Below are 26,271 nucleotides of genomic sequence, written 5' to 3'. Positions count from 1 at the left end.
GAGTCTGAAAGGCCCCTGCAGTGGTCAGAAAATCATACAGAAAGGACAATACCATGATTTCACGTACAGCAACAATAGGTGCATCCGTAGGCCTTCACGCCCGTCCGGCAGCTTTAGTCGCAGAAGCGGTTGACGACAAGGGCATTGACGTTACAATGCATTTCAACGGTGAAGAGGCAGATGCCGCATCAGCGCTTGAAATAATGACTTTAGGGGTCAAAGGCGGTGATGAAGTAACCATCACCTGCGATGACGATTCCAAAGGCGCTGAAATGGATGAACTGGCGCAGCTGCTCGCCCGTGACCTGGATGCAGAATAGGGCCTGGGTACGGGCAGGCAATGGAAAGCAATATAAGTACTGTCAGGAATTCAGGAATAAATACAGAAAGGATAAGCGATTTGTATGTCTGACGGACACCAGATATTGAACGGCATCGGCGTATATGCAGGGACATCCCACGGCCGCGTGGCATTCGTTATGCCGGCGCCGGAGGCAGATCCGGACGAGGGCCCATGCACTGACTGGGAAGCAGGCAGTGCCAAGATACGCGAAGCTATGCAGGCTGTAGCAGAGGACCTGAGAAACCGCCGTGACCTGGCAACCGATGAAAAATCCAAAGCCGTCCTTGCAGCAACCGCCCAGCTGGCCGCCGACAAGGGGCTAATCAAATCGGTCGATAAAAAACTCAAAAAGGGGGAAGGGCCTACCCACGCAGTTTGCAGTGCTGTCGAAGATTATGCGGTACTGCTGAAAAAACTCGGAGGATACATGGCAGAGCGGGTCACTGACCTGCACGATGTCAGGGACCGTACTATTGCACGGCTGCGCGGCCTGCCGGCACCGGGGGTGCCTGATATTACCGAACCAGTAATAATTGCAGCATATGACCTTGCGCCAGCTGAAGCCGCCACCCTTGACCCGAAACTCGTCATGGGCATACTGACCGAGGAAGGCGGGCCTACCAGCCATACAGCCATACTCGCAGCACAGCTTGGCATCCCATGCGTCGTCAAGATAAGTGGGCTTACAGAGCATGTCCATGACGGCGGCACCGTTGCGCTCGACGGCGGTGTCGGTGAAGTGGTCGTCTCCCCTACAGAAACTGAAATTGCAGAGCTTGAGGAACGTTCCCGCCGCCGGGCTGCAGCACTGGCAGGGTCATCAGGGGAAGGTGCAACCCGCGACGGTCACCATGTGGCGCTTTACGCCAATATCGGGAAGGAGGGGGATGCAGAACGCGCAGCCGCATTCGACCTTGAAGGTTCCGGCCTGTTCCGCACAGAATTTCTTTTCCTCGGGCGCGAAGAGGCCCCTGCCCTTGAAGAGCAGACAGATATTTATACCGCGGTACTTGAAGCTTTTGGAGGGCGGCATGTTGTTGTGCGCACGCTTGATGCCGGTGCCGACAAGCCTCTGGCCTTCGCGAACCAGGATAAGGAAGAGAACCCTGCATTGGGGATACGCGGCCTGCGCCTGGGGATGCGCCGGACTGATCTGCTTGATACCCAGCTGCAGGCGCTGGCGAACGCTTATCAGAAAACGCACGGTGACCTCTGGGTCATGGCGCCTATGGTGTCAACTGTTGACGAAGCAGAATGGTTCGCAGAGAAAGCCCGCGGTTTCGGCCTGCCGAAAGTAGGCGTTATGGTCGAAGTCCCTGCAGCTGCAATCCGCTCCCCGCAGATCCTGTCTGAAGTCGATTTTTGCTCCATAGGCACTAATGACCTTGCGCAGTATACTATGGCTTCAGACCGCCTCAACGGGGAGCTTGCAGGCCTTCTGTCACCATGGCAGCCCGCAGTCCTGCGCATGATCAAATTTGCCTGCGAAGGCGGGGCAGCTACAGGAAAGCCCGTAGGCGTCTGCGGCGAGGCAGGAGGTGATCCGCTTATGGCCCTGGTACTTACCGGGCTTGGCGTCAACTCGCTTTCCATGGCTGCGACCAAAGTGAATGCCGTACGTGCTGCCCTGCATATGCATGATCTGTCTACCTGCCAGCAGATGGCTGCCTATGCACTCGATGCGCGTACAGCTAAGGATGCGCGGGCCGCTGTTATCGCATTGGCGGATCCCCAGCTCCTTGACCTCCTGTAGGCTCCGCTGCCAAATACACGTATCTCGGAATTCACAACACAAAGCCCTGTACGCGAATGCCCGTACAGGGCTTTTTCTCACGGCACACCCGCACCTGCACACCTTGATTCAGTACAGTCTCGCAGATACAATAGAGCCGTTGGCAATAAAGCCTATCCCGCTGGCAGGCCCAGTGAGGTATTTTCCTAAGGAAGTAAATATATGACAGTAAAAATTGGTATTAACGGTTTCGGCCGTATCGGACGCCTTGCATTCCGCCGCATTTTTGAGCTTCAGGAAAAAGGCGGTGAAGCTAATGACATTGAAGTCGCAGCAATCAACGATCTGACTACGCCTTCCATGCTTGCTTACCTTCTGAAATATGACAGCAGCCAGGGCCCATTCCGCCACGCTGACGGTACTCCGGTCAAGGTTTCTTCAACCGATACCGCCCTCGTAGTTGAAGGGAAAGAATACCCTGTTTATGCCGAGAAAGATGCATCTAATATCCCATGGGTCGCCAATAACGGTGTCGAGTATGTCCTTGAATGCACCGGCTTCTATACCTCTGCCGAGAAGAGCCAGGCGCATCTGAATGCCGGAGCAAAGAAAGTCCTTATTTCTGCCCCTGCTAAAGATGACACCACACCGACAGTCGTATATGGCGTCAACCATGATATCCTCAAGGCATCAGATAGCATCGTGTCTGCAGGCTCCTGCACCACGAACTCCCTGGCAGCCATGGTCAAGACCCTTGACGACAACTGGGGCGTGAAGATCGGTTTCATGACCACTATCCACGCCTATACCGGCACACAGATGATCCTTGACGGCCCGCGCTATTCCAAGGAGCGCAACAACCGTGCTGCCGCTGTGAATACCATCCCGCACAGCACCGGTGCTGCAAAGGCTATCGGCAAGGTAGTACCTTCTGTTGACGGCAAGCTCCAGGGGCATGCACAGCGCGTACAGGTCCCGGACGGCTCTATCACAGAGCTGACTGTTGAACTTGAAAAGCGCACTACCGCAGACGAGATCAACGCAAAGTTCAAGGAAGCATACGAAAACTGCGAGTATTACGGCTATAATGCTGACGGGATCGTATCCTCCGATATCATCGGCGATACCCACGGCGGCGTGTTTGATCCGACCCAGACTGTTGTCAACACTACTGAGGACCATCAGCTGGTACAGACAGTAGCTTTCTACGATAATGAGTACGGTTTCACCTGCAATATGATCCGTACCCTCCTCTACTTCGCAGAACTGGCACAGTAGCAGGACTACCCGGCAGCTTTTACCGGCTGCTGCAGGAAAAAGTGAATATCCCCGGCTTACGGAAACAGGCCGGGGATTTTTTACAGGGGCTGATACCCAGGAATACTAGCAGGACCATCATCACTTATCAGGATCACAACGGAGTATAACTATGGATATTAACCGTCCGCGGCACCAGCGCCATCGCGGGAACGAGTATATCATTGAATCAGGCAATTACCGGGCCGTTGTCTTTCAGCAGGGTTCGGCGCTGAAATCTCTGACATGGGAAGGGATAGATATCGTAACCCCCTCGCCGGCTGATGATATCCCGCACAGCTGCGCAGGGCAGCTGCTTATCCCCTACCCCAACCGTATCGAAGACGGCCAGTATACTTTTGAGGGGATCCGGTATGAGCTTCCCATTGATGAGCATGAGCGGAACAACGCTATACATGGCTATGGATACCGTGCTATGTGGGATCTCGACAGCGTTACAGAAACCAGCATCACACAAAGCTGGCGGACGCCCTATCTCAGCGGCTACCCTTTCGACCTGAGAGTCCGCGCCACTTATACCGTAGACGCTGAAGGGCTACATGTTACTGTCACTGCCCATAATGCCGACACTAAAAACGCCCCGTGGGCATGCGCCATGCATCCGTGGCTGGCTAATGGGTCGGGCGCCCATGGCGATGCCATTGATGCAGCCAATGCACAGTGCCGTCTGGCTATCCCTGCCGATACGCATGTCACTGCTGACGGCAGGCTCCTTCCTACCGGGACCGAAAATGTTGACGGCACACAATACGATCTGAGGAACGGCCCGACCCTTGAAGGGCGGCCTTTTGATGATGCGTGGACGGATGTCAGGCATAATACGGATGGGCTGGCCACTGCAGTATTCACCCGTCCGGATGGCATTACAGTTGAGCTGAGCGGGGATAGAACTGTAACCTCCTTCCAGGTATGCACCGGTACAGGCTTCCCCGAAGGCACACGCCCTCAGGGGGTAGCCGTAGAACCGCAGACTGCATATGCTAATGCGTTCCGCAGCGGTATCGGCCTTATATCCATTGCTCCCGGGGAAGAGGTAAGCACCACGATCCACTACAGTGCTCACAGAGCTGAGTAAAATATGCTGCACAGGCAGCCGGCATATGCACTGAAGTCGTATGAGTGTGGAATAATACCCTAGGTATTGAAACGTATAAAGGAGTTATTATGGGCAAGCGCGGACGTATGCGTCGTGAGCGCCGTAAAAAGGCAGCGAACCACGGCAAAAGGCCAAATGCTTAAAAATCAATAATGTTTAATGCCCTGTACGTGATATACAGGGCATTTTTTATCTAATACCTTTCTTTTTTCTCCCCCCTGATAACACAAAGGAGCATCATTATGGTTTCCGCACTAGACCTTACCCTTCCCGCAGGCAGCGGGATGGTCAATATCCGCGTCGGTGCAATACTTATGAAAGGTCCTCAATTCCTTATGGCTGGTAATACCGGCTCAGATTATCTGTACTCTGTAGGCGGCAGGATTAAGTTCGGTGAGACTGCTGAGGAAGCTGTGCTCCGCGAAGTGTATGAGGAAACAGGATACAAACTGAAGGTAGACAGATTAGGGTTTATCTATGAGAACCGTTTTGTCTGTGACTGGGGATCAAACAGCGGCAAAAAATACTACGAGATCGGTTTCTTTTTCTATATGGCAGTACCGGACAGTTTCAATCCTGTCTGCACAAGCTCAGCTGATAACGGGCATCAGGAATTCCTCCGCTGGGTCAGCCCGGGTGACACTGTAAAGTACTATCCTGAGTTCTTCGCTTCAGAGCTCAAAAATCCTTCTTATCAAGTCAGGCACATGGTAACAAATAACTGGTAAACTTCAATACCTATACCTTTTAATAAGAAAAGAATATTATGCTTAGCGTCGATTAGATATCCTGTGATATCGGTTCAACACTTATTGACAGAATAAAAGCTTACGATCACCGCACTCATAACATGTCTGACGGAGCTAATATAACTTTTGACAAATTCGAATGTACAAAATTACTGTACAACAAAAAGGGTATGATGAGAATACTAATATTTTTGTCCGAATAAAACCCCGTGATACAACGAATATGAACTTCCGTACTCAGATAGCAGGAAAACTTTAGCATCATAAAACAAAAAGGATAAGACCATAACAATCCTTGATACATACAGCAAGAACATGCCCCTGTACAGGGATACACTTATAGCAGGTATAGTCCTGGGAGGCAGCGCAATGGGCAATGAACCACAATACAAAGAAGGAATAATCCGAAGCTGGTTCGATATGTGGCTTCAGAAAAATGATGCGGGAATCGGCAGCCTGTTTACGCATAATGCAACGTATATAGAAAGCTGGGGCCCCGAATACCACGGGCTGGAAAAGATCAGGCACTGGTTTTCTGAATGGAACAGCCGCGGCACGGTCCTGGCATGGGATATCCAGAGGTTCTTCCATGATTCCGACAAAAGCATTGTGCTCTGGACTTTCGAGTGCGCAATGCATGGCGGACCCAAACAGGGGTTTGACGGTGTATCGCTCGTTGTATGGGATAAAGACCTGAAAATTTCGTACCTTCAGGAATACGGCTGCAGCACAGAACGGTACGATCCCTATGCAGCAGGAGATAAACCAGTCTTCAAAGAGGGGGAATCCCCCTGGATCTAAAACAGTTATTTACACACTATCAGGCTGTCAGCAATTGCCCGAGCATAATTCCTCAAGGCATCGGGACAAACAGTCATGGACACTTTCCGGAACGGCATGCGGGCGAAGCACCCGTTTTATACAGTCGAGCATCGCAGCTTCAGCCATGTCTGACAGGTCTTCCGGGCCGAAACAGTCTGAACAGCCGCATGTAACTTCCTCTATCACCGATACCACAGGTATGTATGCAACATCAGCCGTGCTGCGGATGGTGGTACTGCGTACCGCATGGCGTACAACAGCACCCTGTTCGTAAGAAAACTGGGAGCTGTCAATATGGGCGCGCACACGCTGCACGCATCCTACGCGGGACTGGAATCCCTGCTTTACTTTCACCTTGCGCCTGTTGCGTACATAAACTGTCATCGTAACCGTTCCTTATCCCGCTGCCGGTCTGATATATCCAAATCTTATTACTACACGGTCAACCTTTGCTGCCCGCTATTCTTCCCACGCTCTCCGATACTTCTCAGTCAGTGAAAACTATCCGTTGCTGTTCCCCTCCCCCTTCTGCTTCGCTCTGGCGAGATGCACTTTGGAATATCCTCTTTCCATAGCATACGATTCCAGTTCCTTTTTCAGCTGTGTACGCGCGCGGTTCAGCCGGCTCATCACAGTACCTATTTTAATACCAAATTCGTCTGCCACTTCCTGGTAGCTTTTCCCGTCAATAGCAGCTGCAATGAACACATCCCTGCGTTCGGGGGATAATTTATTCAGAGCCTCCATTATCTCCTGGGGGGCGTAGGCGTCAATATACGTCTGTTCGGCGGATTTCAGACCTTCCCCCGTATGCTCAGAGGCAGAATATATGTCCCAGTCATTATATTCGCCTGTTTCATCATTGGCACGCTTGGGACTGCGCTTTGCCTTCTGATACTGGTTGAAAAAAAGGTTGCGCTCAATAGTTGTCATCCATGCAGCAAAATTCGTCCCCTGCCTGAAAGAATCAAAATGCTTGAAACCGCGTTCAAAAGTATCCTGTACAAGGTCCTGGGCATCTTCAGGGCTGTTCGTCAATTTCATAGCATACCGGTACAGCCCGTCGATAAGCGGGGCTGCCAGCTCCTGAAAAGACTGCCTGCTGCCAGCTGTACCGTCCTGGCCGCTGTCTGATATCGTTTCTGAAGTATGTGCCACCCCTTTATTCTTCCACACTTTTGGGTTTCCCACATCCTCCGCATGTCTGGTTTCTGCAGAGATGTTTTCGTCTGCCTCAGGTACCATACAAATATGTCTACAGCAATTTTGGAACGCCTGAAAACACTGGAAATCCAGAGCCCGGATACTCCGCTGAAAGACTCCCTGCTTCTGGGTTTCGATACAGAGACTACGGGGACTTATGCCGGAAAAGATGCTATAGTTTCTGCAAGCCTGGTTCTGCGCGACCCGCAGACGAGCTATGCCGGCGACACTGTGGCAGAATGGATCATAGCGCCGGGGATACCGATGAACCCGCTGGCCTCCAAAGTTAACGGATTCACCGACGATTTCCTTGAGGCGCATGGGGCTGAACAGAAAACAGCTATCCTTGAAATTGCAGGCACTATCGTCCAGGCCCAGCTGAAGAATATCCCCCTTCTCGCCTATAACGCCCCTTTTGATGTCGATATGCTCAACGGCGACCTCAGGCGCATCGGTCGGGCGCCTATTGTTACTGAGATCAATGACGCTGATACCGATAACTTCTTAACAGGGACACAGCGGGAGCTGATCGTTGCAGACCCTCTGGTTATTGACCGGGCGGTTTCCAAACGCAGCGGCAGGCGGACCCTCACCGACACTACATATTATTACGGCGTGCAGCCTCACGGGTCTTTCCACGATGCCACTGCCGACACGGTTGCAGCAGTAGACCTTATAGAGCCTATATGCGCAGCATACCCGCAGGCCGGGGTTATTACTGTTGCAGGGCTTATGGATTGGCAGCGCAACGCCCATGAAACCTGGAAAGAACAGTTCAACGCCTATCTGGAATCCCAGGGACGTCCACCTGTGCGGGATTCGTGGTTCCCTGTACAGCGCTGAGTACGGAAAGCACGGCCCGGCAGGCATTCCGGGCACGCCCGGCACTAAGCTGGGTAGGCAGGCATACAACCTGTGCGCTGCATTCTGTACTGGTCTTCACACCAGACCTGTTTTCAGGGATGCGGTAAACAGACCTGTTTTCAGCACCGGGGAAAAGCTCAGGCCTGTACCACCTCTCCGCGAGGGCACCTGTCCCCCTCACCGCCTGAAGCGCAGCCTCAGCCTTTCGGGTACTGTCCAGAAAAATTGGGAAACGCAGCAACGGCAAGGCTTTTCCAGCCGCAAGGATACGGCCGGGGATCCTGATACCATCCCTGTTGCCCAGCATATCCCTGTAAATATCTACGATTGCGCTGCGCGCACTTTCATTTGACGGCAGCATGCTGATCTGGGCGGCAGCCTTGCTGTTCATCCACTCAGATGGGCGCATCGGCTTATATGGCAGCCTGCCGCGCATTTCCTCACCGCTTATAGGGGGTTCATACAGCCCTGCAGCAGCCATCCATGTACGCAGGGAGGTTCCCGCAGCACCAAGACGGCCCAGGATGCGGTTCTGATTAACATATGCCCTGGCAACACAGTTAAGGCGCATGCCTATTTTCCCAAGGCTTCCCAGCCGCAATCGGATTTCCCTGTCTACATCGCTGCGCATCCTGCCAAGCCGGGGGTTTACCCAGACAGCACCTCCGAAACGGGTATCAAGCATCTTTTCAACGCCAAAAGAAAATATGGTGACGTCTGCCAGAGGCACGCCATCTTCGCTCCGCGCCATCCTGCCTGCGCAGTGCGCGCAGTCCTCTATAACAAGGGTAAAACTGCTGCCGCTGTCTTCTCCACTACCTTCTTCCCCTTTCCCGCGAAGGCCTTTTACAGCCCTCTCCATGGAATCCTGGGCGATAATACCGAAAGTATGCTGAAAAACTACAGCCCGTGTATTATTGCCGATGGGAAGCGGGGCCGCCAGGGAGAGGCTGTCGAAATCGATATCCCCGTATTTGGGTTCCAGGCCCGCGGCAATGATAGGATCAACAGCTGTTATGCAGGTATAGAGCTGTGTGAGGACATCCCCGCTGCCGACAACATCATGCAGCGCACGGAACACTACTTCCATCCCATACCGCGCCTTAAACACAGGGTACCAGTCTTCTTCATGCGTATGCGTGTGCCGGGCTAATGTTTCCTGGAGGGTCATCTTCTGTTTCATATGCTCACCGTTCGCTATACCGTCTATGGATAATTTTATAGCACGCCTTAACCATCCCGCCCGCTGATGTACCGGCAGACCCGCCACTCGTCTCAGTAATAAAATAGAGTAGATGGTGTTGAGAATAACTGTTTACTATAATTTGAGGCTACTATGACAACGGCTGCAGGATCCTCGCCCGATACCTTTTCCCCTACCCCGTCTTCCCATACGCTGAGCCTTGCCCAGGCGATCGGCATACTTGATTCCCACGGTCAGCTCAGAGAGATTATTGCAGATGGGCAATGGGCCCGCTCAGCTGATGCCCTGGGCACGAAGTATCGGGATATGGTATTTACCGATATCTCCTATGATTCACGGGATGTCGGCAGCCAGACCCTGCTCTTCTGCAAGGGCCGGTTTGAAGCCTCCTACCTCACGGATGCAAACAGCTCAGGGCTTCCCTGCTATGTTGCCCAGGAAGATTTCAGCGGATCGACCGGGGCTGCGGGGATCATTGTCAACGATGTAAAAAAATCGATGGCCCTGCTGTCAGCCGCTTTTTTCGGATATCCTTCCCGCAGGCTCACGGTTATTGGGATCACGGGTACTAAAGGCAAAACAACTACCGCATATTTCACCCATTCCATACTTAACGCTTATTCCCAAGGTAAGGCTGCGCTCCTGTCGTCGGTGGACAACTGTACCGACGGGCATACTTTTGCGGAATCTGATCTGACAACGCCTGAGTCGCTTGACCTTTTCCGCCTTATGTGTGAAGCAGCCGATAACGGCATGGAATACCTTGTTATGGAGGTTTCCTCCCAGGCCTATAAAGTAGACCGGGTCTATGGCCTCCACTTCGATGCAGGCGCTTTCCTCAATATTTCCCCGGACCACATAAGCCCTATTGAGCATCCGACTTTTGAAGACTATTTCTATTGTAAAAGGCAAATTACCGCAAACAGCTCGCATATCGTGATCAATGCGGATCTGGACCATGCCGGGCTGGTGGAAGAGGATGCCCTGCGCTGCAGCACACAGCTTTCCCGTTTCAGGCTTTGCCGGCCGCCTGTTTCTGCAAACAGCAAGGATGTATATGCTTATCCTTCATCCGACGGCCAGTCATTCCTGATCAATGCCGGTACCACGCCTTTAGGGTCTTTTATTCTCAGCATTGCAGGGGATTTCAACTATGCCAATGCCGCAGCTGCAGTAGCCATCGTCCAGGCATCAGGCATGGACCTCAGCTCCCCTCCTGTGCAAAATGCGCTGCATGCAATGGAAAAGGTTACTATTGCCGGACGTATGGAAACCTTTACGTCCCCTGACGGTACAGTAGGGATAGTTGATTATGCGCATAACGGCGTCAGCACCGCAGCGCTTCTGGATTACGTTGATAAAACGTACGGATCTCTCAGCCCCCGGATCATCCTCATTACCGGTTCGGCGGGAAACAAAGCCTATGACCGCCGCAGAGAGATTGTTGAAGCTGCCCAGGACAGGATATTCCGTTTCATCTTTACCACAGAGGATACAGATACCGAAAAAGTGCAGGATATCTGTGAGGAAATGGAGCGCTATATCACCAATACAGATGTAGAGCACAGCATTATTATTGACCGCGAGGAAGCCCTGCGGGCGGCGGTCAGCGATGCACATAAGGCCTCTGGCCAGACTACGGTCATCCTCGCTATAGGCAAGGGTAACGAACGATGGATCAAACAGTTTAATAAGCACGTCCCTTATGAAGGCGACGATGCCGTAATGAAAGGGCTCCTCCATGGCTGATTTCCTCCCGGTAATCCTTGGCGGCGATATTGGCGCATATGCGATAGCAAGGGAATTCAATGATGCTTACGGCGTTAAACCTGTCCTTGTTACCCAATACGACCCCCTGCCGATCCGCGATTCAGCGATCCTGACCCGCCACTATTGCGCAAATGCCTCGGAAGCGCAGCCGCTTATAGAGGAGCTGTGTTCCCTTGGGGAAAAACTGAAAAGAGAGGATGCCGGACGCACCCTTATCCTTCTGGCCAATACTGAGTGGCGTATCCAGACAATTGCCGAAAACCGCAGCCGCCTTGAGCAGTTCTATACACTGCCCGTACCGCAGCTTGATCTTATTGAGAAACTCAATGATAAGGAATCTTTTGAACAGCTTGCGCGCAGCAACGGCATGCCTGTCCCTGAATCATTCTATGAAGATTTTTCTGAAGCCGGCAGCAGCAGCTGGAAACCCCAGCCTGTGCCCGATACCCTGCATTTCCCCCTTATTGCCAAACCTGCGCAAAGCGCACAGTATGAGCAGATCCAGTTTGAAGGCCGCCAGAAAGTGTACCGCATCGACACCCGGGATGAACTGGACAGCCTGTGGAATACCCTGCGTACGACAGGCTACCGCGGCAAATTTACTGTCCAGCAGCTTATTGAAGGCGATGACACCTACATGTACTCAATCACCGCATATTCCAATACTGAGGGACAGGTAACATTTATGGCTTCCGCCCGGGTCCTCCTCGAAGAGCACCACCCGGCGACCCTGGGCAACCCCTGCGCTATGGTCACACAGCCTGTCGCAGAAATATTGGGTCCCGCCCGGAAGTTCTTGGAGTCAACAGGTTACACAGGTTTTGCCAATTTTGATGTAAAGCGGGACCCGCATACTGGGACCTTCTATTTCCTTGAAGTCAACCCCCGCATCGGACGCAACAGCTTCTACTGTGTGGGGGCAGGAATAAACCCTATGGAAGAGCTTATCCGTGACCTTATCCCCACTTCTGCGGATCCATCCCATACGGTCCAGCCGTTTGGCGCACTGCAGCAGAAAAAGCCTGCCCCCGGAGAAGCTGAGGGCGCTGCCGGGGCTGGCAGTGCCCCCCGTATTGCGCAAGGCAAGGTCCTGTATACTGTGATCCCTGACTGCCTTCTGAAACGGTATATTACTGATGCGCAAACTGCCGATGAAGTCGCCGGCCTCATCAGGAACCGCAGGCGTATAGACCCTGTTGTCAATCCAAACGATAACTCAATCAGGCGCCGCATTTACCATTGCGAATCTTCTATAAGCCAGTGGCGCAAGTTCCGCCGGTATTACCCCAAACCTACTTCTACAGGATTTTAAGGGCTGCCGGGTAACTCCCAGCTACCCTCAGTATCCTGACAGATACAGTACAGCACAGCACAGCCAGGTGAGAAATGACAGAGATAACTGAAATAACGGACCGCCATACGTGGGACAGCTTATGGGGAAGCCTTGAAGGGCATCCCCTGCAGTCATGGCAGTGGGGAGAGCTTAAATCAGAGACAGGACCCTGGGCTGTCCGCAGGATATCTGTATCCGAGGGCGGATCCGCGATCGGTGCCGCACAAATACTTATCCGGAAACTTCCATGGCCATTCCGCAGTATGTGCTATATCCCCCGCGGGCCTGTAACCGCCCCATCAGTACCGCTCAGCACTGTTGCAGACGCCTGCGCCTCATGGTGCGCGGAAAACACCCGTGCAGTCAGCGTAAAAATCGATCCTGCTGTAACAGAAGCTTCCCTTTCGCACCGCTGGTCCCCTTCCCCTACCGTCCTAATCTCCAAAACCGCCGTGATACCGCTTACGGGCACACAGGACGATATCCTGCGCAGCATCCATTCTAAAAAAGCACGGCAGTACATACGCAAAGCCGGGCGTGAAGGCGTATCCTGCAGGCTGGCTACGCGCAGCGACCTGCCCGATATTATGAAACTGTACCACGATACCGCGCGCCACGACGGTTTTGCCCTGCACTCAGACGAATTCTATTACCATGCCTTCGAGTGCCTTGACGGCATCAACAGTATTTTTGTGGCGCAGGCAGAAGGGAAAACTGAGGCGTTCCTGTGGAATGCTGCCAGTGCCGGTACCGCTTTTGAGCTATGGGGAGCCGTAAGCGATAAAGGCAAAAAACTGCGTGCCAACTATGCCCTTAAATGGGCGGCTATAACAGATGCGCAGCAGCGCGGAAGCAGGTTATACGACCTCAACGGCCTGCTTAATGACGGGATAAGCGACTTTAAGCTTCTGTGGGTCAATGAGCCTACATATTGGATCGGGACCTTCGACTGCGCACTCAACCCGCTCGCCGGGATATGGAACACGGCCATGCGCCTCCATTCACGCTGGAACCAGCGGAATGACACGCAGAAGAATACTGCCGGCGGACAGTGAACTGTACAGATACAGCCTGTAATAATGCCCTGGCAGTATAATTGACCAGTTGTCCTGACGAACACAGAGGAGGCTTATGTTTACAGTATCGCCCGTCACAGGTGCGCAATTCCAGAAAACCGCATCAGATAATGGGGCCACCCTGCCTATTGAACAGACTGAAGAGTGGGCACGATATCAGGATATGGTCGAGGGGCGATCACCATGGCATTTCCTTACTGTCAATGACGGGCATGCTGTTGTAGCCCTTATAAGCCTTATCAGGTATTCTACCCACGGATACCATTTCCTGAGGGCAGCGCACGGACCGGTCCTCCTTGTCGCGGCTGCACAGGATGCAGCAGAAGCGAACAGGGACAGCACTGACGCTGCTGCGCGCGAATCTGCTGTCCTCCATGCTGTAACACAGTTTGTACGCCGTCATGCACCGGATATCGTTTTTGTGCGCATGGCATCCAGCAGGCAGCTGCCCGAAAGCCATGCTGTCCTTTCGACCGTCCCCTATGATCAGACTGTTATTATTGATGTTACGGGAGGCGAAGACGAGATCCTTTCACGTATGAAACGGCGCGGACGCCGTGACGTGAGGAAATCGCTGCGCGAATGTGAAGCGGTATGCACAGATGAGACAGATTTGGCAATTGCAGATTTCACACCTTACTACGAAGTTATGAAAGATACGGGTTCACGGGATGGTTTTGCCCCCGCACCTATGAAGAACTATGCTGATATGATAACAAGCCTGGGTCCCGCGCATTGCCGGGTCTTTGCAGCGCGTGCTGACGGTGCCGTGGTAGCATGGTCCATCATCACCGTCAGCGGTACGCATGCCGTAAGATACTATGCTGCAATGCGTTCAGATGCGCGGAAAATGCATGTGACTGACAGGCTCCTTTTTGCCGAATGCTGCGAGCTGGGCAAACAGGGTATCACCGAATACGACCTTATGGGTATTGGCAGCGGCTTTGCGCCGAGCCTGATGGGATTGAATGAATTCAAAACGAAATTCACCGAAAATATCACCCCTGTTTCACCTGAACGCGATTTCCCGATCCGGAAAGTGACATATTCCCTGCTTACTATGATGCAGAAAATCCGGCATTTCGATATCCGTTCTATTTTTGCAAATAATAAAAACAAAAACAGTAAAAATACTAAAAAGGGGTAACTGCGTTCCCGTGTATCCGTATCCGCTGATACTCGTGTAGCAGGACGGAGATCCAGAGACAGATAAGAACGGATATCAGCTGTCCGCAGGACCGTCAAGCTGCATACTGCCCTGTTTCAGTTTCTGTGAAACTACCGCAGTAACACCGTCCGAACGCATAGTCACACCGTACAGGACATCCGCAATGCTCATCGTCCTCTGCTGATGGGTAATGATGATCAGCTGCGAACGCATACGCAGATCGTTAAGCGCATTGAGCAGCCGTGTCAGATTGATGTCATCAAGGGCGGCCTCGACTTCATCCAGTATGTAAAACGGGCTCGGGCGTGCAGTAAAGATGGCAAACAGGAGCGCCAGGGCGGTCAGGGAACGTTCCCCTCCGGACAGCAGCGTCAGCTGTTTGACCCGTTTGCCTGCAGGACTTGCCTCAACTATTACCCCGGTAGCCAGGAGGTCTTCCGGATCATCAAGCCTTAAACGCCCTGTACCTCCCGGGAAAAGTGTGGCAAATACTTTTTCAAATGCTCGGGCCGTATCTTCAAACGCCTCCTTGAAAACTTCGATCATTGTTGCATCGAGGCTCTTGATGAGTTTCATCACGTCATTACGGGAGGAAACAACATCGTTGCGCTGCTGGCTCAGGTACTGGTGCCGCGTCTGCAGGGCATCGTATTCTTCGGTAGCCAGCGGGTTTACCTTGCCCAGGGCTGCGAGGTCACGCTGGGCTTTGGCAAGGCGTTTCTCCTGTTCGGAACGGTTATACTCCACAGTTTTGAAATGTGAGCGTATGTAATCAGCATCAGAAGGGTCAAAAGCAGTCCCTGACGGAACTTCAGCGGTATCTCTGCCATCCGGATCGTCGTCAGCCGGATCGCTGCGGGCAGCGCTGCTGCCAGGAATATCACTGCTGTCCGGCGCCAGCGGGACAGGAATGCCTGCGTCATCAAGCACCGGGACGGGAAGCGCCGGACCATAAGACCTGAGCAGCCCATCAACAGTCAGACCGAGATCATCAAGAACTTTCTGCGTTATCTGCCCCAGCTGGGCAGCAATGCGCTCACGCTGGACATCGCTGTCACGCTCTTTCCTGGACAGCGCATCAACCTGGGGTTCAAGGCTGTTGCGGATAGTGCGCAGCCGGGTAAGGGCCTCGTCATGTGAAGATACCTGCGACTGGAGTTCTTCACGCCTGCGGGCCACACGCTCCAGCTGTGTATGGAGCATCCGGGCCGCTTCTGCTGCAAGGTGTGATATCTGCGCAGCCTTATGCGCTTTCTGGGAATACCGGCTGTTCTGTTCAGTAATATGTTTACGACGGGCAGCGGCCTGTTCAGCATTATCCCTGAGGAGTGCCGCCTGACGCTGCAATGACTGGTACTTCCGGTCTGACTCATTCCATGCTATCTGTGCAGCTACTTCACGTTCACGGGCATCGCTGAGCTGCGATTCCAGTTCGGTTTCCTGCTTCCCCATATCATCGGCACTCATATCCGTTTCATCTGCGTGCGCCGCAGCTTCGAGCTCAGAAGCAAGATTACCGATAGTACGGGCGCACGCTTCCTGCGCATCTGCAACCGATGATATCTTTTCTTCAATCTGGAGTATCCGGTGGCGGATGCTTTCCATCGACTGTGCAGCCGCATCAATATCCCTGCCAAGCTGTTCGCGATGTATACGGTCCTCAGTGAGCTTAGTCCTGGCCTCTTCAACCTGCACCCGGAGAACATCATATTTCTGCTGAGCCGTGCCGATAGCAGCCTCATACCCTTCTGCCTGCCGCTTCAGCTCTTCGCACTGCGAAAGGGCTTTATCCCGGCGCGCTGCAAGGCTGAGGTCGCTTGGGGATCTCGATGAGCCCCCAACCGCACCAACCGGTGTCATCAGTTCCCCGGAAGCAGCCACTATCTGGGAATACAGGGAAGAAACGCCATCACCGCCGCCAAGCGCACTGTCGAACACAGATACAGCGTCGTCCAGGGAATCAGCAAGTGCCACATCATCAAGAAGGACCGAGAGCGATTCCACGATATGTGCTGCTACCGCCGGATCCGGTGTATGAGGATTGATGCTGATCACTGAGCACGCAGGCCTTATGCCCTTTTTATGGGGACCGCCTTTATGGGGACTGCTGCGGCGGGCCTGCCGCGATCCTCCGTCTGACGGAGCAACAACAACTGCCCTGCCGATCTTTTCATCGTGTGCTATCCGCATTGCCGGCGCAATACCATCATGCTGCGGGATGACGACGGCACTGGCAAAAGGGCCCAAAGCTTTTGAAATGGCTTCTTCCCAGCCTTCATCAATACGTATATATGCCGACAGGCGTCCCAGCGTTTCAATATCTTTATGCCGTTCCAGGCCGCCTGACGTATTGCGGGCCTGCAAAGTATCATCAAGCGCATCTGCCTTAGCCTGCAGCGAAATGATTTTTGACTCGATATCGCGATGGATGCTCCGCGCCTGATCCAGCTCATTACGGGCCTCCTCAGCCTTTTGCCGGACCTTATCCAGCTCGTCACCGGCCAGTTCCTCCAGGCCATCATGTTTCAGCTGCAGTTCCTGTGCATGCTCCTGTTCCTGTGCCAGCTGCTTTTCCAGAGAGTCTTTCTGAGAAATAAGGTCAGCCCTGCGGTCAGCAGATGCCTGTTTCTGCGCCTCCTGGCGGGCCAGCATTTCACGGATCCGGGATACTCTGGCATCACGCTCCTGCGCACTTTTACGAAGCTGGGCGATCATCTGTCTGAGGGAAGCAAGCTGCTTTTCCGCAGCAGCCCGTTTCTCGGTTTCCTTGTCCAGCTGCAGGCGCACATCCTGCACGCGGGTTTCCTCTTCCTCCGCCTGAAACTCAAGCTCATCAGCACGCTTACGGAGGATGTCGGGATCGTCCCCCGATACGGGGGCGATACGGGACTGCCACGAACGTTCCCTCTCCTGGGCAAGGGCGCTGAGCGAAGCAAGCCTCTCCTCTATCTGCGACATATCATGCCATGTCTGGTTAACGGCATCTATCGCAGGGCTGGACTTGCTCGTCAGCTCCTCTAAACGCTCTATTTCGACTTTAGTTTCAGTAAGTTCCTGCTGCCGGGCAGACAGCTGTGAACGGATCTGCGCAAGATCACGGCGTATGCTGTCCCTCATCTGTATTATTTTCACTGCATCATCAGCGTACAGCCTGCTTTTTGCATCCCGCAGTATTACCTGTATGCTGTCAGCCCTCCGCGACACCCTGGCCTGCCTGCGTAACGGTCCCAGCTGGCGCTGGATCTCCTGGAGCAGGTCATCAAGACGGTCAAGGTTTTCCTGGGTCGTCTGGAGTTTGCGCAGAGCCCGTTCCTTGCGCCTGCGGTGTTTGAGGATGCCCGCCGCTTCTTCGATGAATGCCCTGTTGTCAGCAGGGGTTGCACGCAGAATGGAATCAAGCCTGCCCTGTCCTACAACAACATGCATATGTGAGCCCAGCCCCGTATCGCTCAGAAGCTCCTGGATATCAAGGAGCCGCACGGGTGAACCGTTGATCGCATACTCCGAGCCGCCGTTGCGGAAGATCGTGCGGCTTATAGTGACTTCAGAATATTCAATATCCAGTGTACCGTCAGAATTATCGATCGTCAGCGATACCTGCGCACGCCCAAGAGGCGGGCGTGACGAAGTCCCCGCAAAAATCACATCTTCCATTGATGTACCGCGAAGGGTTTTAACACCCTGCTCGCCCATTACCCAGGCAAGCGCATCAACTATATTCGATTTCCCGGAGCCATTAGGCCCGACAACTGCAGTAATGCCGGGTTCGAACCGGAGGGTAGTCATATTGGCGAATGACTTGAATCCTCTTATAGTCAGCTCTTTAACGTACATAAACTTTAATTATCCTTAAACATTCCTGTTTAATTATCCATTATCCTCTTTACCGGCGTCAGCCTGACCATTCCCATGTCCGGGAACAGGGCCGTCAAAATCCGGTTCATAATAATCAATGTCCGTAAGACCGTCATGCATGACTTCCTGCAGATAGCCTGCAAGGGGATCTTCATCGCCTGCCCGCGAAGCAGATGAAGCGTTATGGGTATCGTGCAGGGACATAGCATGTTCCAGCTGCTCTCCGGGCCTTTCTTCCAGCAGGGTACGGGCATCGCCTACAGTTACGAAACTGCCAAACACAAGTATTCCATGGCCATACCCCACACCCAGGTCATCATCGCTGTCTACCAGGTCAACAGCCTGCTGGATAGCATCAGGCAGGCTGTCCTGACGGATAACGCGGTCAGGGCCGAAAACACCGATAGCGATTGATTCCAACTCATCAGCCGGCATGACACGGGAACCCCACGAGTTCTGCGTGACTATAAGCTTTTCCAATATCGGCTCCATGATCCCCAGCACCGATTCCACGTCTTTATCCTTCATCATGGAAACGACGCCTATCAGCTGCCTGAAATCAAAGTTCTCCTCTATAGCATCACGGACAGCGCCCACTGCCTGGATATTATGCCCGCCATCAAGGATGATTGTTGGCGATGAGCGGATGATCTCTACTCTCCCGGGGATCCTCACTGTCTGCAGCGCCTGGGAAACAACACCAGTATCCAGCTGTCCGGAGACCGGGATAACTGTTTCGGCGGCGGCAAGCGCTGCCACAGCATTATGGGCCTGGTACCGGCCAAATGCCGATATTGGGATATCGCGATATATCCCGTTACCGGTCTGGAGGGTGGCAAGCTGCCCGCCGACGGCAGGCATGCGTTCCACAACATTAATCTCCTGGCCGTCCCGCTGGACTGAAACCGCCCCTGCCCGTGCGGCAGCTTCCTCAATAACCGGCATAACAGACGCATGCTCCTGGGGCCCTACGATCACAGCTGACCCCTGCTTGATTATCCCTGCTTTTTCAGCAGCTATCTGTTCAACAGAATCCCCAAGCCACTGCATATGGTCCATATCAACAGGCCCGATAACTGCAGCATCAGCATCCAGGACATTAGTTGCATCCCAGGTCCCGCCCATACCAACTTCAACGATTGCCACATCGACCGGCGCATCCGCAAAAGCCCACACAGCCATAGCAGTGAGGACCTCAAAAAAACTCATCCTGGGGCCGCCTGATTCAATGCTGCGCCGGTCTGCCATATCAATAAAATCTTTGACCTGGCAATAAAGGTCAACGAACTGTTCATCGCTGACATGCTGGCCATCAATAGAGATACGCTCTGTTACGCTCTGGATATGCGGCGATGTATACAGCCCTGTCCGCAGGCCATATGCGCGGCACAGCGACTCCGCCATATAGGAGGTTGACCCTTTGCCGTTCGTCCCGGTAACATGGATGACCCTGAAAGATTTTTCAGGATGCCCAAGAAAATCCAGGACCATTGCCATACGGTCAAGTGACGGGTCAAAATCATGCTCTGGGGCGCGAGACATAATCTCCTGATATACTTCATGCAAAGCCATGCGGCCGCCCTGCGGAAACTCCTGCGGAAACTCCTGCGACATAATCCCCGATTTTAAGCCAATAAGCGGACTAGATTATCGCCCTCTGTCCCTATAGTTGGGATATAACCTTATACACGCAACAGCTGGGGGAACCATGACAAACAGCCAGAAAACAGAAGGCCAGCAGCATCCTGATGAAACAACGCTTGCAGGAGAATCCGCACAGACTGGGCGCAGCCATAACCGCACATTGCGCCCTGAGTCCACAGATTTTGAAAAGTTCATGCTTACCGGGTGGGGTGAAGAAAGCAGTGATATAAAGCCTCTGGACTCCTCCCGGTATACCCCTGCACGTCTCAGGGCCCTCGGCAGGAAGTTCGCTGGCGAGCGCCTTATCATCCCCGCGGGGCAGCCGAAAGTCCGCAATGACGACTGCGATTACGCTTTCCGTCCGGATTCGGCGTTCGCCTATTATACAGGCCTTGGCCAGGATTATGAGGCTGGTGCCATACTTGTGCTTGAGCCTGTGCTTTCAGGCCAAAGCGGGAAGGATGCAGGTACAGAAGAGACCCATAGCGCAACGCTGTATGCCCATCCCCGGAGTGATCAGACGACTTCCGACTACTACCGTTCAGCTGCATACGGCGAATATTGGGTAGGCGCCCGTCCGGGGCTTAAAGGCCTGGAAACCATGACGGGGATACATACCGCGGATATAGCTGATTTTGATGATGCTGTAGGCCGCAATGTTTCTGCCAGCGACGGGGGTATCCATGTACGTATTATCCGTAACGCAGACCCTGCCCTGACCGGTCAGATCGATGCCATGCGCAAAAAAAACGGATATGCTGATATCTCAGCAGTACTCAGCGATGATGATGCGCTTTACCAGGCAGCATCGGTCCAGCGCATGCTCAAGGATCCGTATGAGATCAGCGAAATGCGCAAGGCGATCGCAGCCACCAAAGACGGTTTCAGCCGTATGCTTTCCGCACTGCCGCAGGCGCTTGGCAGCAGCCGCGGCGAACGGATACTTGAAGGCCAGTTCAATGCGAACGCACGTGAACAGGGCAATACCGAAGGGTACAGTACTATCGTTGCTTCCGGAGCACACGCCCCTACCCTTCATTGGATGCGCAATACGGGAAGCATAGAATCGGGCGATCTTCTGCTCATTGATGCCGGCGTTGAAGTTGACAGCCTGTACACCGCAGATATTACGCGGACTTTCCCTACTAACGGCCATTTTACCGATTTCCAGCGCAGCCTGTATCAGGTGGTGCTTGATGCGCAGCAGGCAGGTTTTGAGGCAGCGAAACCCGGTGCTACTTATTCCGATATCCATAAAGCATGCATGCGTGTCCTGGCCGAAGCCCTTCATTCATGGGGTATCCTGCCGGTGAGCGTGGAAGAATCTCTGAGCCCTGAAGGCCAGCAGCATCGCAGATGGCATGCATGCGGGGTCGCCCATCATCTCGGGCTGGACGTACATGACTGCTCCCAGGCGCGGTATGAAGAGTATCAGGGTGCCCCGCTGACCCCTGGAATGATTTTTACTATTGAGCCGGGATTATATTTCAAAGAGAACGATATGCTTGTGCCCCCTGAATTCCGCGGTGTTGGCATCCGTATCGAGGATGATGTCCTTATGACTGAAAGCGGCCCGGAATGGCTGAGTATCGATATCCCTAAGCAGGCAGATGATGTAGAACAGTGGATGTCTGACTGCTCAGGCCTCCTTTCCGCCAATAACAGGTAACCGCCGAAGAATAATATAGTTTGTTCCGTACGGCATCGGAATCCGGCAGAAAGAGGATATATGACCAATGATCCGGAAGGCCATGCAAAGAAACCAGTTATTATCAGTTTAGGCGAAGTACTGTGGGATATCCTCCCGGAGGGCAAAACAGCCGGCGGTGCCCCCGTGAATTTTACATACCATGCCATCCAGAACGGCGCAGACGGATACTCCGTAAGTGCCCTGGGCAACGATAAGCTTGGTGATGAGCTTGAGGCCACCGTCCGTAATGCCGGTATCCACTGCCTTTTTGAAAGAAACAGCTACCCTACCGGTACAGCCGGAGTAGCTGTTGAAGACAATGAAAATTCCTATACTATAACCGAAAACGCTGCGTGGGACCATCTGAAAATTACCGATGATATCCGGAAAGCTGTGGACATGGCTGACGGGATCGCATACGGGACACTGGCATCACGGAACGAGGAATCACGTTCAGCGATAATGGAACTCCTCGAAAGCGCTCCTCACGATGCTTTCAGGTTTTTTGACATCAACCTGAGAGGGGATTATTTTTCCCGTGACCTCATTGATCAGCTGCTTGGCACTGCTACATATTTCAAAATGAACGACAGTGAATGCGCTTTTCTCCGTTCCCTGTTCGGTATCGGAGGAAATGACGATGACGCCTGCCAATGGTTCTTCAGCCGTTATCCCGGACTGGAATATGTGGCGCTTACAGCCGGGCGCAGGTTCTCCTGCATTACTGCACGCACCGGTGAAAGGTCATATATCAAGACCCCTCACATAAAAATGCTCAATGCCATAGGCTCCGGCGATGTATTCGACGGGGTCATGGCGACTGAACTGCTTAAAGGGGCATCCATGCCTGAAGCACATCAGAAAGCAGTCAATACCGCCGCCTATGTGTGTACCCAGCGCGAAGCATGGCCGGCATATCCCGATGAGATACCCGACTACGTATCGTGGCAACATCTGCGCCAGGACACCTGACTGGCAGCACATTGCAATAACCGGAAATGTTTGGGGTTACCCCATGCCCGGATGCGATAATATCAGAAAGATAAGGGCAAAGCGTGGCCACGCCACAGGAACAGGGAAAAAGAAAAAGCCCCGGAACGTTAGTATTTCCAAGGCTTTCACATAGCTTATCAAAGTGGAGCCGCGGGGAATTGAACCCCGGTCCGGTAACCGTACCTGCAGTCTTCTACGTGCGTAGTCTGCTGGCCGTTATGGCTATTTATCTGCCCTTGCGCTGACGCAGACAACGCACAACAGGCATAGGCTCAATCAGATTTCCCTGAAATACCTTGAGCCTCAGTATCCCAGGTAAGCCTTCTTATGACGCCCTGCTTCCTCCCGAAGGCGAAAAGGAGAGGACGGAGCTGGAACTCGCTGTTTAATTCCTAGCGCGAAGCTTAGGCAGCAAGTGCAAACTCAGTGCGATTAGATTTAGCACTTAATTCCTGCAGGAGGACGTTAACGAGCGGACCCCTGCATTCTCGGCACGCTTCCCTGCAACGAACAGGTCACCGTCGAAACCGATCGACCCCATATTAACTTTTCCAGCTGCATGCGTATCAACATAATACGTTGTTACTGTATTAAGAGCAACCAGAACAGTTTATGTGATATTCCCGGCTTTGTCGAATCACTGCGCAGACGGCGAGCCGGCGGATCCTGAGTTATCCGGTTTAATTACTGCATGGTCAGGGGCAGAAACATCAATAACACGGTTGGGGCTTTTATCTTCAGCAAGCTTTTCAAGGGTTTTTCGGACAATCGCTTTTTTGAAATCCATCTGTGACGAGTTGCCCCAAATAATGGTATACCCGCTTTTCAGTACAGTTGTTACCGAATCCTGCGTCTCTGCTGCTACAGAGGTAATTTGCGACCGCAGGTCTTCAGGCAAAGCAGACAGGACTTTGAGTGCCTGTTTAACGGCGTTCTGTTTCAGCGCTGCAGTAAAGTCTGCGACTGTGATAACCGGTATGCCGTCAACTGAGGCTTTCTCTGCGGACATAGTCCGCCCACGCGAATCAACCGCCTGCGTCTGCCCTGAATCCGTTTTCAGGACTGCGGCGGGTTTGGATGCCAATACTCTGACCTCTATGCCATGGGGAAAACGACGGCTGACTTTTGCCCCGGAAACGCCCGGTATTTTTGCCGCCTGATCATTGATAGCCTTTGTATCCAGCAGAAAGAGCGATCTTCCTGACTGCTTTTGGGCGATCTTCCTGATCTCCTGAGGCTGCACCCATTCATTTGTGCCTGTGACCGTAACGGAACCAGGCTGCAACGCCAGTACCGGGGAAAACAGGAGCGCAGCAATAATCCCGGAAACTGCAGCTACGACAGCAATAACAATGGCAATATTCCTGATGGCTTTTTTCCTGCTGTTTTTCTCCTTTTCCTTATGCTTTCTCGTAAAATCGATAAGTTTGGGGCGTACAGATGCTTTCTGACGGCCTCTGCCGGCAGTAGCAGCGAGCTCTTCAACTGTATTGCGGGTACGCATCTGGCGAGGGTCTATGAACTGCCCCTGCCCGCTTTTAACGGTATCGTCAGCAGTATTTTTACCTTCACCCCTGTGTACCGGGAATTTCCCATCCCTCCGCCGGCCCGTGATATTGCGGGGCATGCGCTGCTGTGAGGATCGGCTTATATTGCTTTGTGCAGTACGTCCGCTGCCCTTTCTGCCGGCAGATGGCCTTCCCTCTGTCTCGGGCTTATCTTTTTTAAAGGATTCAAACATGGCTGCCCTGCTTTCTGTTCTGGGCACGGCGCACGTTATGGCGCAGCTGCTCGAGTACGGTATTGGCAGCATCAGTAATGGAACCTGCCCCGACAGTGATGATGATATCGCCTGGCTTTGCCCTGTCCGCGGCAAAGCGGGCTGCAGTATCCATATTCGGGATACTGTATGCATCAGTATGCGGCCCCGGCCGGCCGATACGTGAAACAACAGTGTCGGGGGAAATCCCCGGCCAGTCCTCCTGTTTCTCACGTGCCGGGAAAATATCCGTAACCACAACATCATCGGCAATGCTCAGGGCATCTGCAAACTGCTGCGCAAAAAAATGGGTACGGGAAAACAGATGGGGCTGGAATATCACATGGATCGCTGACTGCGGGAACCTGCGCTTCGCGGCATGGAGCAGAGCTTCTATTTCCGTCGGATGATGGGCATAATCATCAATAACCGTTACGCCATCTTCAGTACCGCGGATCTCAAACCGGCGTTTCGCGCCGTAAAACTCAAATGCGGCACTGCATGCCTTCTGCGGATCCATGCCCATAAGTACGGCGCTGATAATAGCAGCAGCAGCATTGCGCGCATTATGGATACCCGGCACGCGCAGCTTAACATCAAACGTCCGTGTATCCCCTCCCCCATCTTTATTCCTGTACATCTCAGGGATCAGGCTGGAAGGGAACATCAGGGAAAACCGTTCTGCCGCAACAGAGAGGGCTTTGCTGCCGGTACGGTCATTCCCGGTACCTCCCTTTTCAGCAGTTTCATTTTCGTTGGTGATGAGGACGCGCAGGGCATGGGACCCTTTGAGGTCAATACTCTGCCGTGCCGTATACACAACACAGTGCCGGGATGCCTCTTCACCCATTGACGCCAGGACCGATAAAGCACCTTCATCATCACCGCACAGGACAACGTATTTCTGCGCATGGTGCGCGTGCTCGGCGAATGCGGCCATAAAAGCATCTGCTGACCCATAATGGTCAAGATGGTCAGGTTCGACATTCGTAATCACTGCAATATAGGGATGATATTTTTCAAAGCTTCCGTCCGACTCATCAGCCTCAGCTACAAACGCCTCGCCCGTACCGGCATGCCCGCCGTCAATGCTTCCCCGGGGTGTGCGGATCGAACCTCCCACAGCAAAACTGGGGTCTTTCAGATTCCCCTCGCCCTGCGCCGCCAGTATCTGCGCAAGCATTGCGCTGGTTGTTGTTTTCCCATGCGCGCCCGCAACAGTAACGGCATACTGGTGTTTCTGCATAAGGAGAGCAAGGATATCGCTCCGATGCAGAAGCAGCGCCCCGCATTCCCGGGCAGCAATGATTTCAGGGTTATCAGGCTTTATTGCGCTTGACCAGACTACTGTATCGGCATCATGTACATTCCCGGCTGACTGTCCGATATAAATACGGGCCCCGAGGGTTTTCAGGCGCTCTGTTTTAGTATTAGCCTCCCTGTCGGATCCGGACACATCCACACCGTTTTCCAGAAGCATCTCAGCAAGGACGCTCATGCCTGCGCCGCCGATACCAACAAAATGGGTTCTGCCGAGGTCTTCCAACGTAAACGCTGTGTAATCCACAGGCTGGCTTGCCGGATCTAAAATCATATATGCCATAGCTCCTCACATCCTGGATGTGCCTGATCTGTCTATTCCCTGCTGTCACC

21 protein-coding genes and 1 other RNA gene are annotated in these 26,271 nt (G+C 53.2%); 14 read left to right on the top strand and 8 right to left on the bottom strand.

From position 1 onward, the window contains the following. Positions 1-53: 53 nt before the first annotated feature. From HMPREF9156_RS07210 to HMPREF9156_RS0101950, 7 genes are all read left to right on the top strand, one after another. Complete coding sequence (locus HMPREF9156_RS07210) at positions 54-320, top strand: HPr family phosphocarrier protein (RefSeq protein ID WP_007147127.1); 267 nt, start codon at positions 54-56, stop codon at positions 318-320. Positions 321-404: 84 nt separating this feature from the next. Beyond that, on the top strand, positions 405-2,096 hold the full coding sequence (ptsP, locus tag HMPREF9156_RS0101970; RefSeq protein WP_007147126.1) for a phosphoenolpyruvate--protein phosphotransferase: 1,692 nt from the start codon (positions 405-407) through the stop codon (positions 2,094-2,096). Positions 2,097-2,297: 201 nt separating this feature from the next. Beyond that, positions 2,298-3,353: a type I glyceraldehyde-3-phosphate dehydrogenase gene (gene gap / locus HMPREF9156_RS0101965; RefSeq protein ID WP_007147125.1), complete on the top strand. Its 1,056-nt coding sequence runs from the start codon at positions 2,298-2,300 to the stop codon at positions 3,351-3,353. 151 nt (positions 3,354-3,504) lie between these two features. Continuing rightward, positions 3,505-4,467, top strand: coding sequence for an aldose 1-epimerase family protein (locus tag HMPREF9156_RS0101960; protein ID WP_007147124.1), 963 nt, complete (start codon positions 3,505-3,507; stop codon positions 4,465-4,467). 89 nt (positions 4,468-4,556) lie between these two features. Next, positions 4,557-4,631 carry a 50S ribosomal protein bL37 gene (locus HMPREF9156_RS07360; protein ID WP_372656330.1) on the top strand — a complete coding sequence of 25 codons (75 nt, stop codon included), beginning with the start codon at positions 4,557-4,559 and terminating at the stop codon, positions 4,629-4,631. Between the two features lie 99 nt (positions 4,632-4,730). Continuing rightward, positions 4,731-5,216 (top strand): NUDIX hydrolase, encoded by a 486-nt coding sequence (locus HMPREF9156_RS0101955; protein WP_007147123.1) that lies wholly within the window; start codon positions 4,731-4,733, stop codon positions 5,214-5,216. A 390-nt stretch (positions 5,217-5,606) separates the two neighbouring features. Next, on the top strand, positions 5,607-6,038 hold the full coding sequence (locus tag HMPREF9156_RS0101950) for a nuclear transport factor 2 family protein (RefSeq protein ID WP_007147122.1): 432 nt from the start codon (positions 5,607-5,609) through the stop codon (positions 6,036-6,038). A gap of 27 nt (positions 6,039-6,065) precedes the next feature. Here HMPREF9156_RS0101950 and HMPREF9156_RS0101945 read toward each other — a convergent pair whose 3' ends face one another. Then, positions 6,066-6,443, bottom strand: coding sequence for a hypothetical protein (locus HMPREF9156_RS0101945; protein WP_007147121.1), 378 nt, complete (start codon positions 6,441-6,443; stop codon positions 6,066-6,068). Positions 6,444-6,560: 117 nt separating this feature from the next. After that, positions 6,561-7,304, bottom strand: coding sequence for a sigma-70 family RNA polymerase sigma factor (locus tag HMPREF9156_RS0101940; protein ID WP_007147120.1), 744 nt, complete (start codon positions 7,302-7,304; stop codon positions 6,561-6,563). Positions 7,305-7,310: 6 nt separating this feature from the next. Between HMPREF9156_RS0101940 and HMPREF9156_RS0101935 the strand changes: the two genes are divergently transcribed. Then, positions 7,311-8,105 carry an exonuclease domain-containing protein gene (locus HMPREF9156_RS0101935; RefSeq protein WP_007147119.1) on the top strand — a complete coding sequence of 265 codons (795 nt, stop codon included), beginning with the start codon at positions 7,311-7,313 and terminating at the stop codon, positions 8,103-8,105. Here HMPREF9156_RS0101935 and HMPREF9156_RS0101930 read toward each other — a convergent pair. Further along, positions 8,038-9,309: a DegT/DnrJ/EryC1/StrS family aminotransferase gene (locus tag HMPREF9156_RS0101930; protein ID WP_017147399.1), complete on the bottom strand. Its 1,272-nt coding sequence runs from the start codon at positions 9,307-9,309 to the stop codon at positions 8,038-8,040. The two genes, HMPREF9156_RS0101935 and HMPREF9156_RS0101930, sit on opposite strands and share 68 nt — an antisense overlap. A gap of 153 nt (positions 9,310-9,462) precedes the next feature. Between HMPREF9156_RS0101930 and HMPREF9156_RS0101925 the strand changes: the two genes are divergently transcribed. The 4 genes from HMPREF9156_RS0101925 to HMPREF9156_RS0101910 all read left to right on the top strand — a co-directional run bounded on the left by HMPREF9156_RS0101925 (position 9,463) and on the right by HMPREF9156_RS0101910 (position 14,656). Beyond that, the gene (locus HMPREF9156_RS0101925) at positions 9,463-11,079 is read left to right on the top strand and encodes a Mur ligase family protein (protein ID WP_007147117.1); all 1,617 of its coding nucleotides are present in this window, start codon (positions 9,463-9,465) and stop codon (positions 11,077-11,079) included. Further along, on the top strand, positions 11,072-12,412 hold the full coding sequence (locus HMPREF9156_RS0101920; protein WP_007147116.1) for a carboxylate--amine ligase: 1,341 nt from the start codon (positions 11,072-11,074) through the stop codon (positions 12,410-12,412). Before HMPREF9156_RS0101925 ends, HMPREF9156_RS0101920 begins: the two co-directional genes overlap by 8 nt. Positions 12,413-12,486: 74 nt before the next feature. Further along, on the top strand, positions 12,487-13,488 hold the full coding sequence (locus HMPREF9156_RS0101915; RefSeq protein ID WP_007147115.1) for a lipid II:glycine glycyltransferase FemX: 1,002 nt from the start codon (positions 12,487-12,489) through the stop codon (positions 13,486-13,488). 76 nt (positions 13,489-13,564) lie between these two features. Continuing rightward, positions 13,565-14,656, top strand: coding sequence for a lipid II:glycine glycyltransferase FemX (locus HMPREF9156_RS0101910; RefSeq protein ID WP_007147114.1), 1,092 nt, complete (start codon positions 13,565-13,567; stop codon positions 14,654-14,656). Positions 14,657-14,731: 75 nt separating this feature from the next. On the opposite strand, the gene HMPREF9156_RS0101905 is transcribed toward HMPREF9156_RS0101910, so the two are convergent. Beyond that, positions 14,732-18,511, bottom strand: coding sequence for an AAA family ATPase (locus tag HMPREF9156_RS0101905; RefSeq protein ID WP_007147113.1), 3,780 nt, complete (start codon positions 18,509-18,511; stop codon positions 14,732-14,734). 33 nt (positions 18,512-18,544) lie between these two features. Next, positions 18,545-20,146, bottom strand: coding sequence for a bifunctional folylpolyglutamate synthase/dihydrofolate synthase (locus tag HMPREF9156_RS0101900; RefSeq protein WP_007147112.1), 1,602 nt, complete (start codon positions 20,144-20,146; stop codon positions 18,545-18,547). A gap of 94 nt (positions 20,147-20,240) precedes the next feature. On the opposite strand from HMPREF9156_RS0101900, the gene HMPREF9156_RS0101895 reads away from it, so the two are divergent. Beyond that, the gene (locus tag HMPREF9156_RS0101895) at positions 20,241-21,845 is read left to right on the top strand and encodes an aminopeptidase P family protein (protein ID WP_007147111.1); all 1,605 of its coding nucleotides are present in this window, start codon (positions 20,241-20,243) and stop codon (positions 21,843-21,845) included. A 60-nt stretch (positions 21,846-21,905) separates the two neighbouring features. Further along, positions 21,906-22,838 carry a PfkB family carbohydrate kinase gene (locus HMPREF9156_RS0101890; RefSeq protein WP_007147110.1) on the top strand — a complete coding sequence of 311 codons (933 nt, stop codon included), beginning with the start codon at positions 21,906-21,908 and terminating at the stop codon, positions 22,836-22,838. Between the two features lie 161 nt (positions 22,839-22,999). Here the strand turns inward: HMPREF9156_RS0101890 and ssrA are convergent. From ssrA to HMPREF9156_RS0101875, 3 genes are all read right to left on the bottom strand, one after another. After that, positions 23,000-23,398: a transfer-messenger RNA gene (ssrA, locus tag HMPREF9156_RS07035) on the bottom strand. Positions 23,399-23,496: 98 nt separating this feature from the next. Then, complete coding sequence (locus HMPREF9156_RS0101880; protein WP_007147108.1) at positions 23,497-24,600, bottom strand: cell division protein FtsQ/DivIB; 1,104 nt, start codon at positions 24,598-24,600, stop codon at positions 23,497-23,499. Further along, complete coding sequence (locus HMPREF9156_RS0101875) at positions 24,593-26,221, bottom strand: UDP-N-acetylmuramate--L-alanine ligase (protein WP_017147397.1); 1,629 nt, start codon at positions 26,219-26,221, stop codon at positions 24,593-24,595. The genes HMPREF9156_RS0101880 and HMPREF9156_RS0101875 overlap by 8 nt, the downstream gene beginning before the upstream one ends. Positions 26,222-26,271 lie beyond the last annotated feature (50 nt).

Origin of the sequence: Scardovia wiggsiae F0424 (genome assembly GCF_000269605.1) — a bacterium.
In the GTDB taxonomy this organism is placed as follows: Bacteria; Actinomycetota; Actinomycetes; order Actinomycetales; family Bifidobacteriaceae; genus Scardovia; species Scardovia wiggsiae.
Note: the sequence above shows the minus strand (reverse complement) of the source record. Positions and strands in the feature narration are given on the sequence as shown.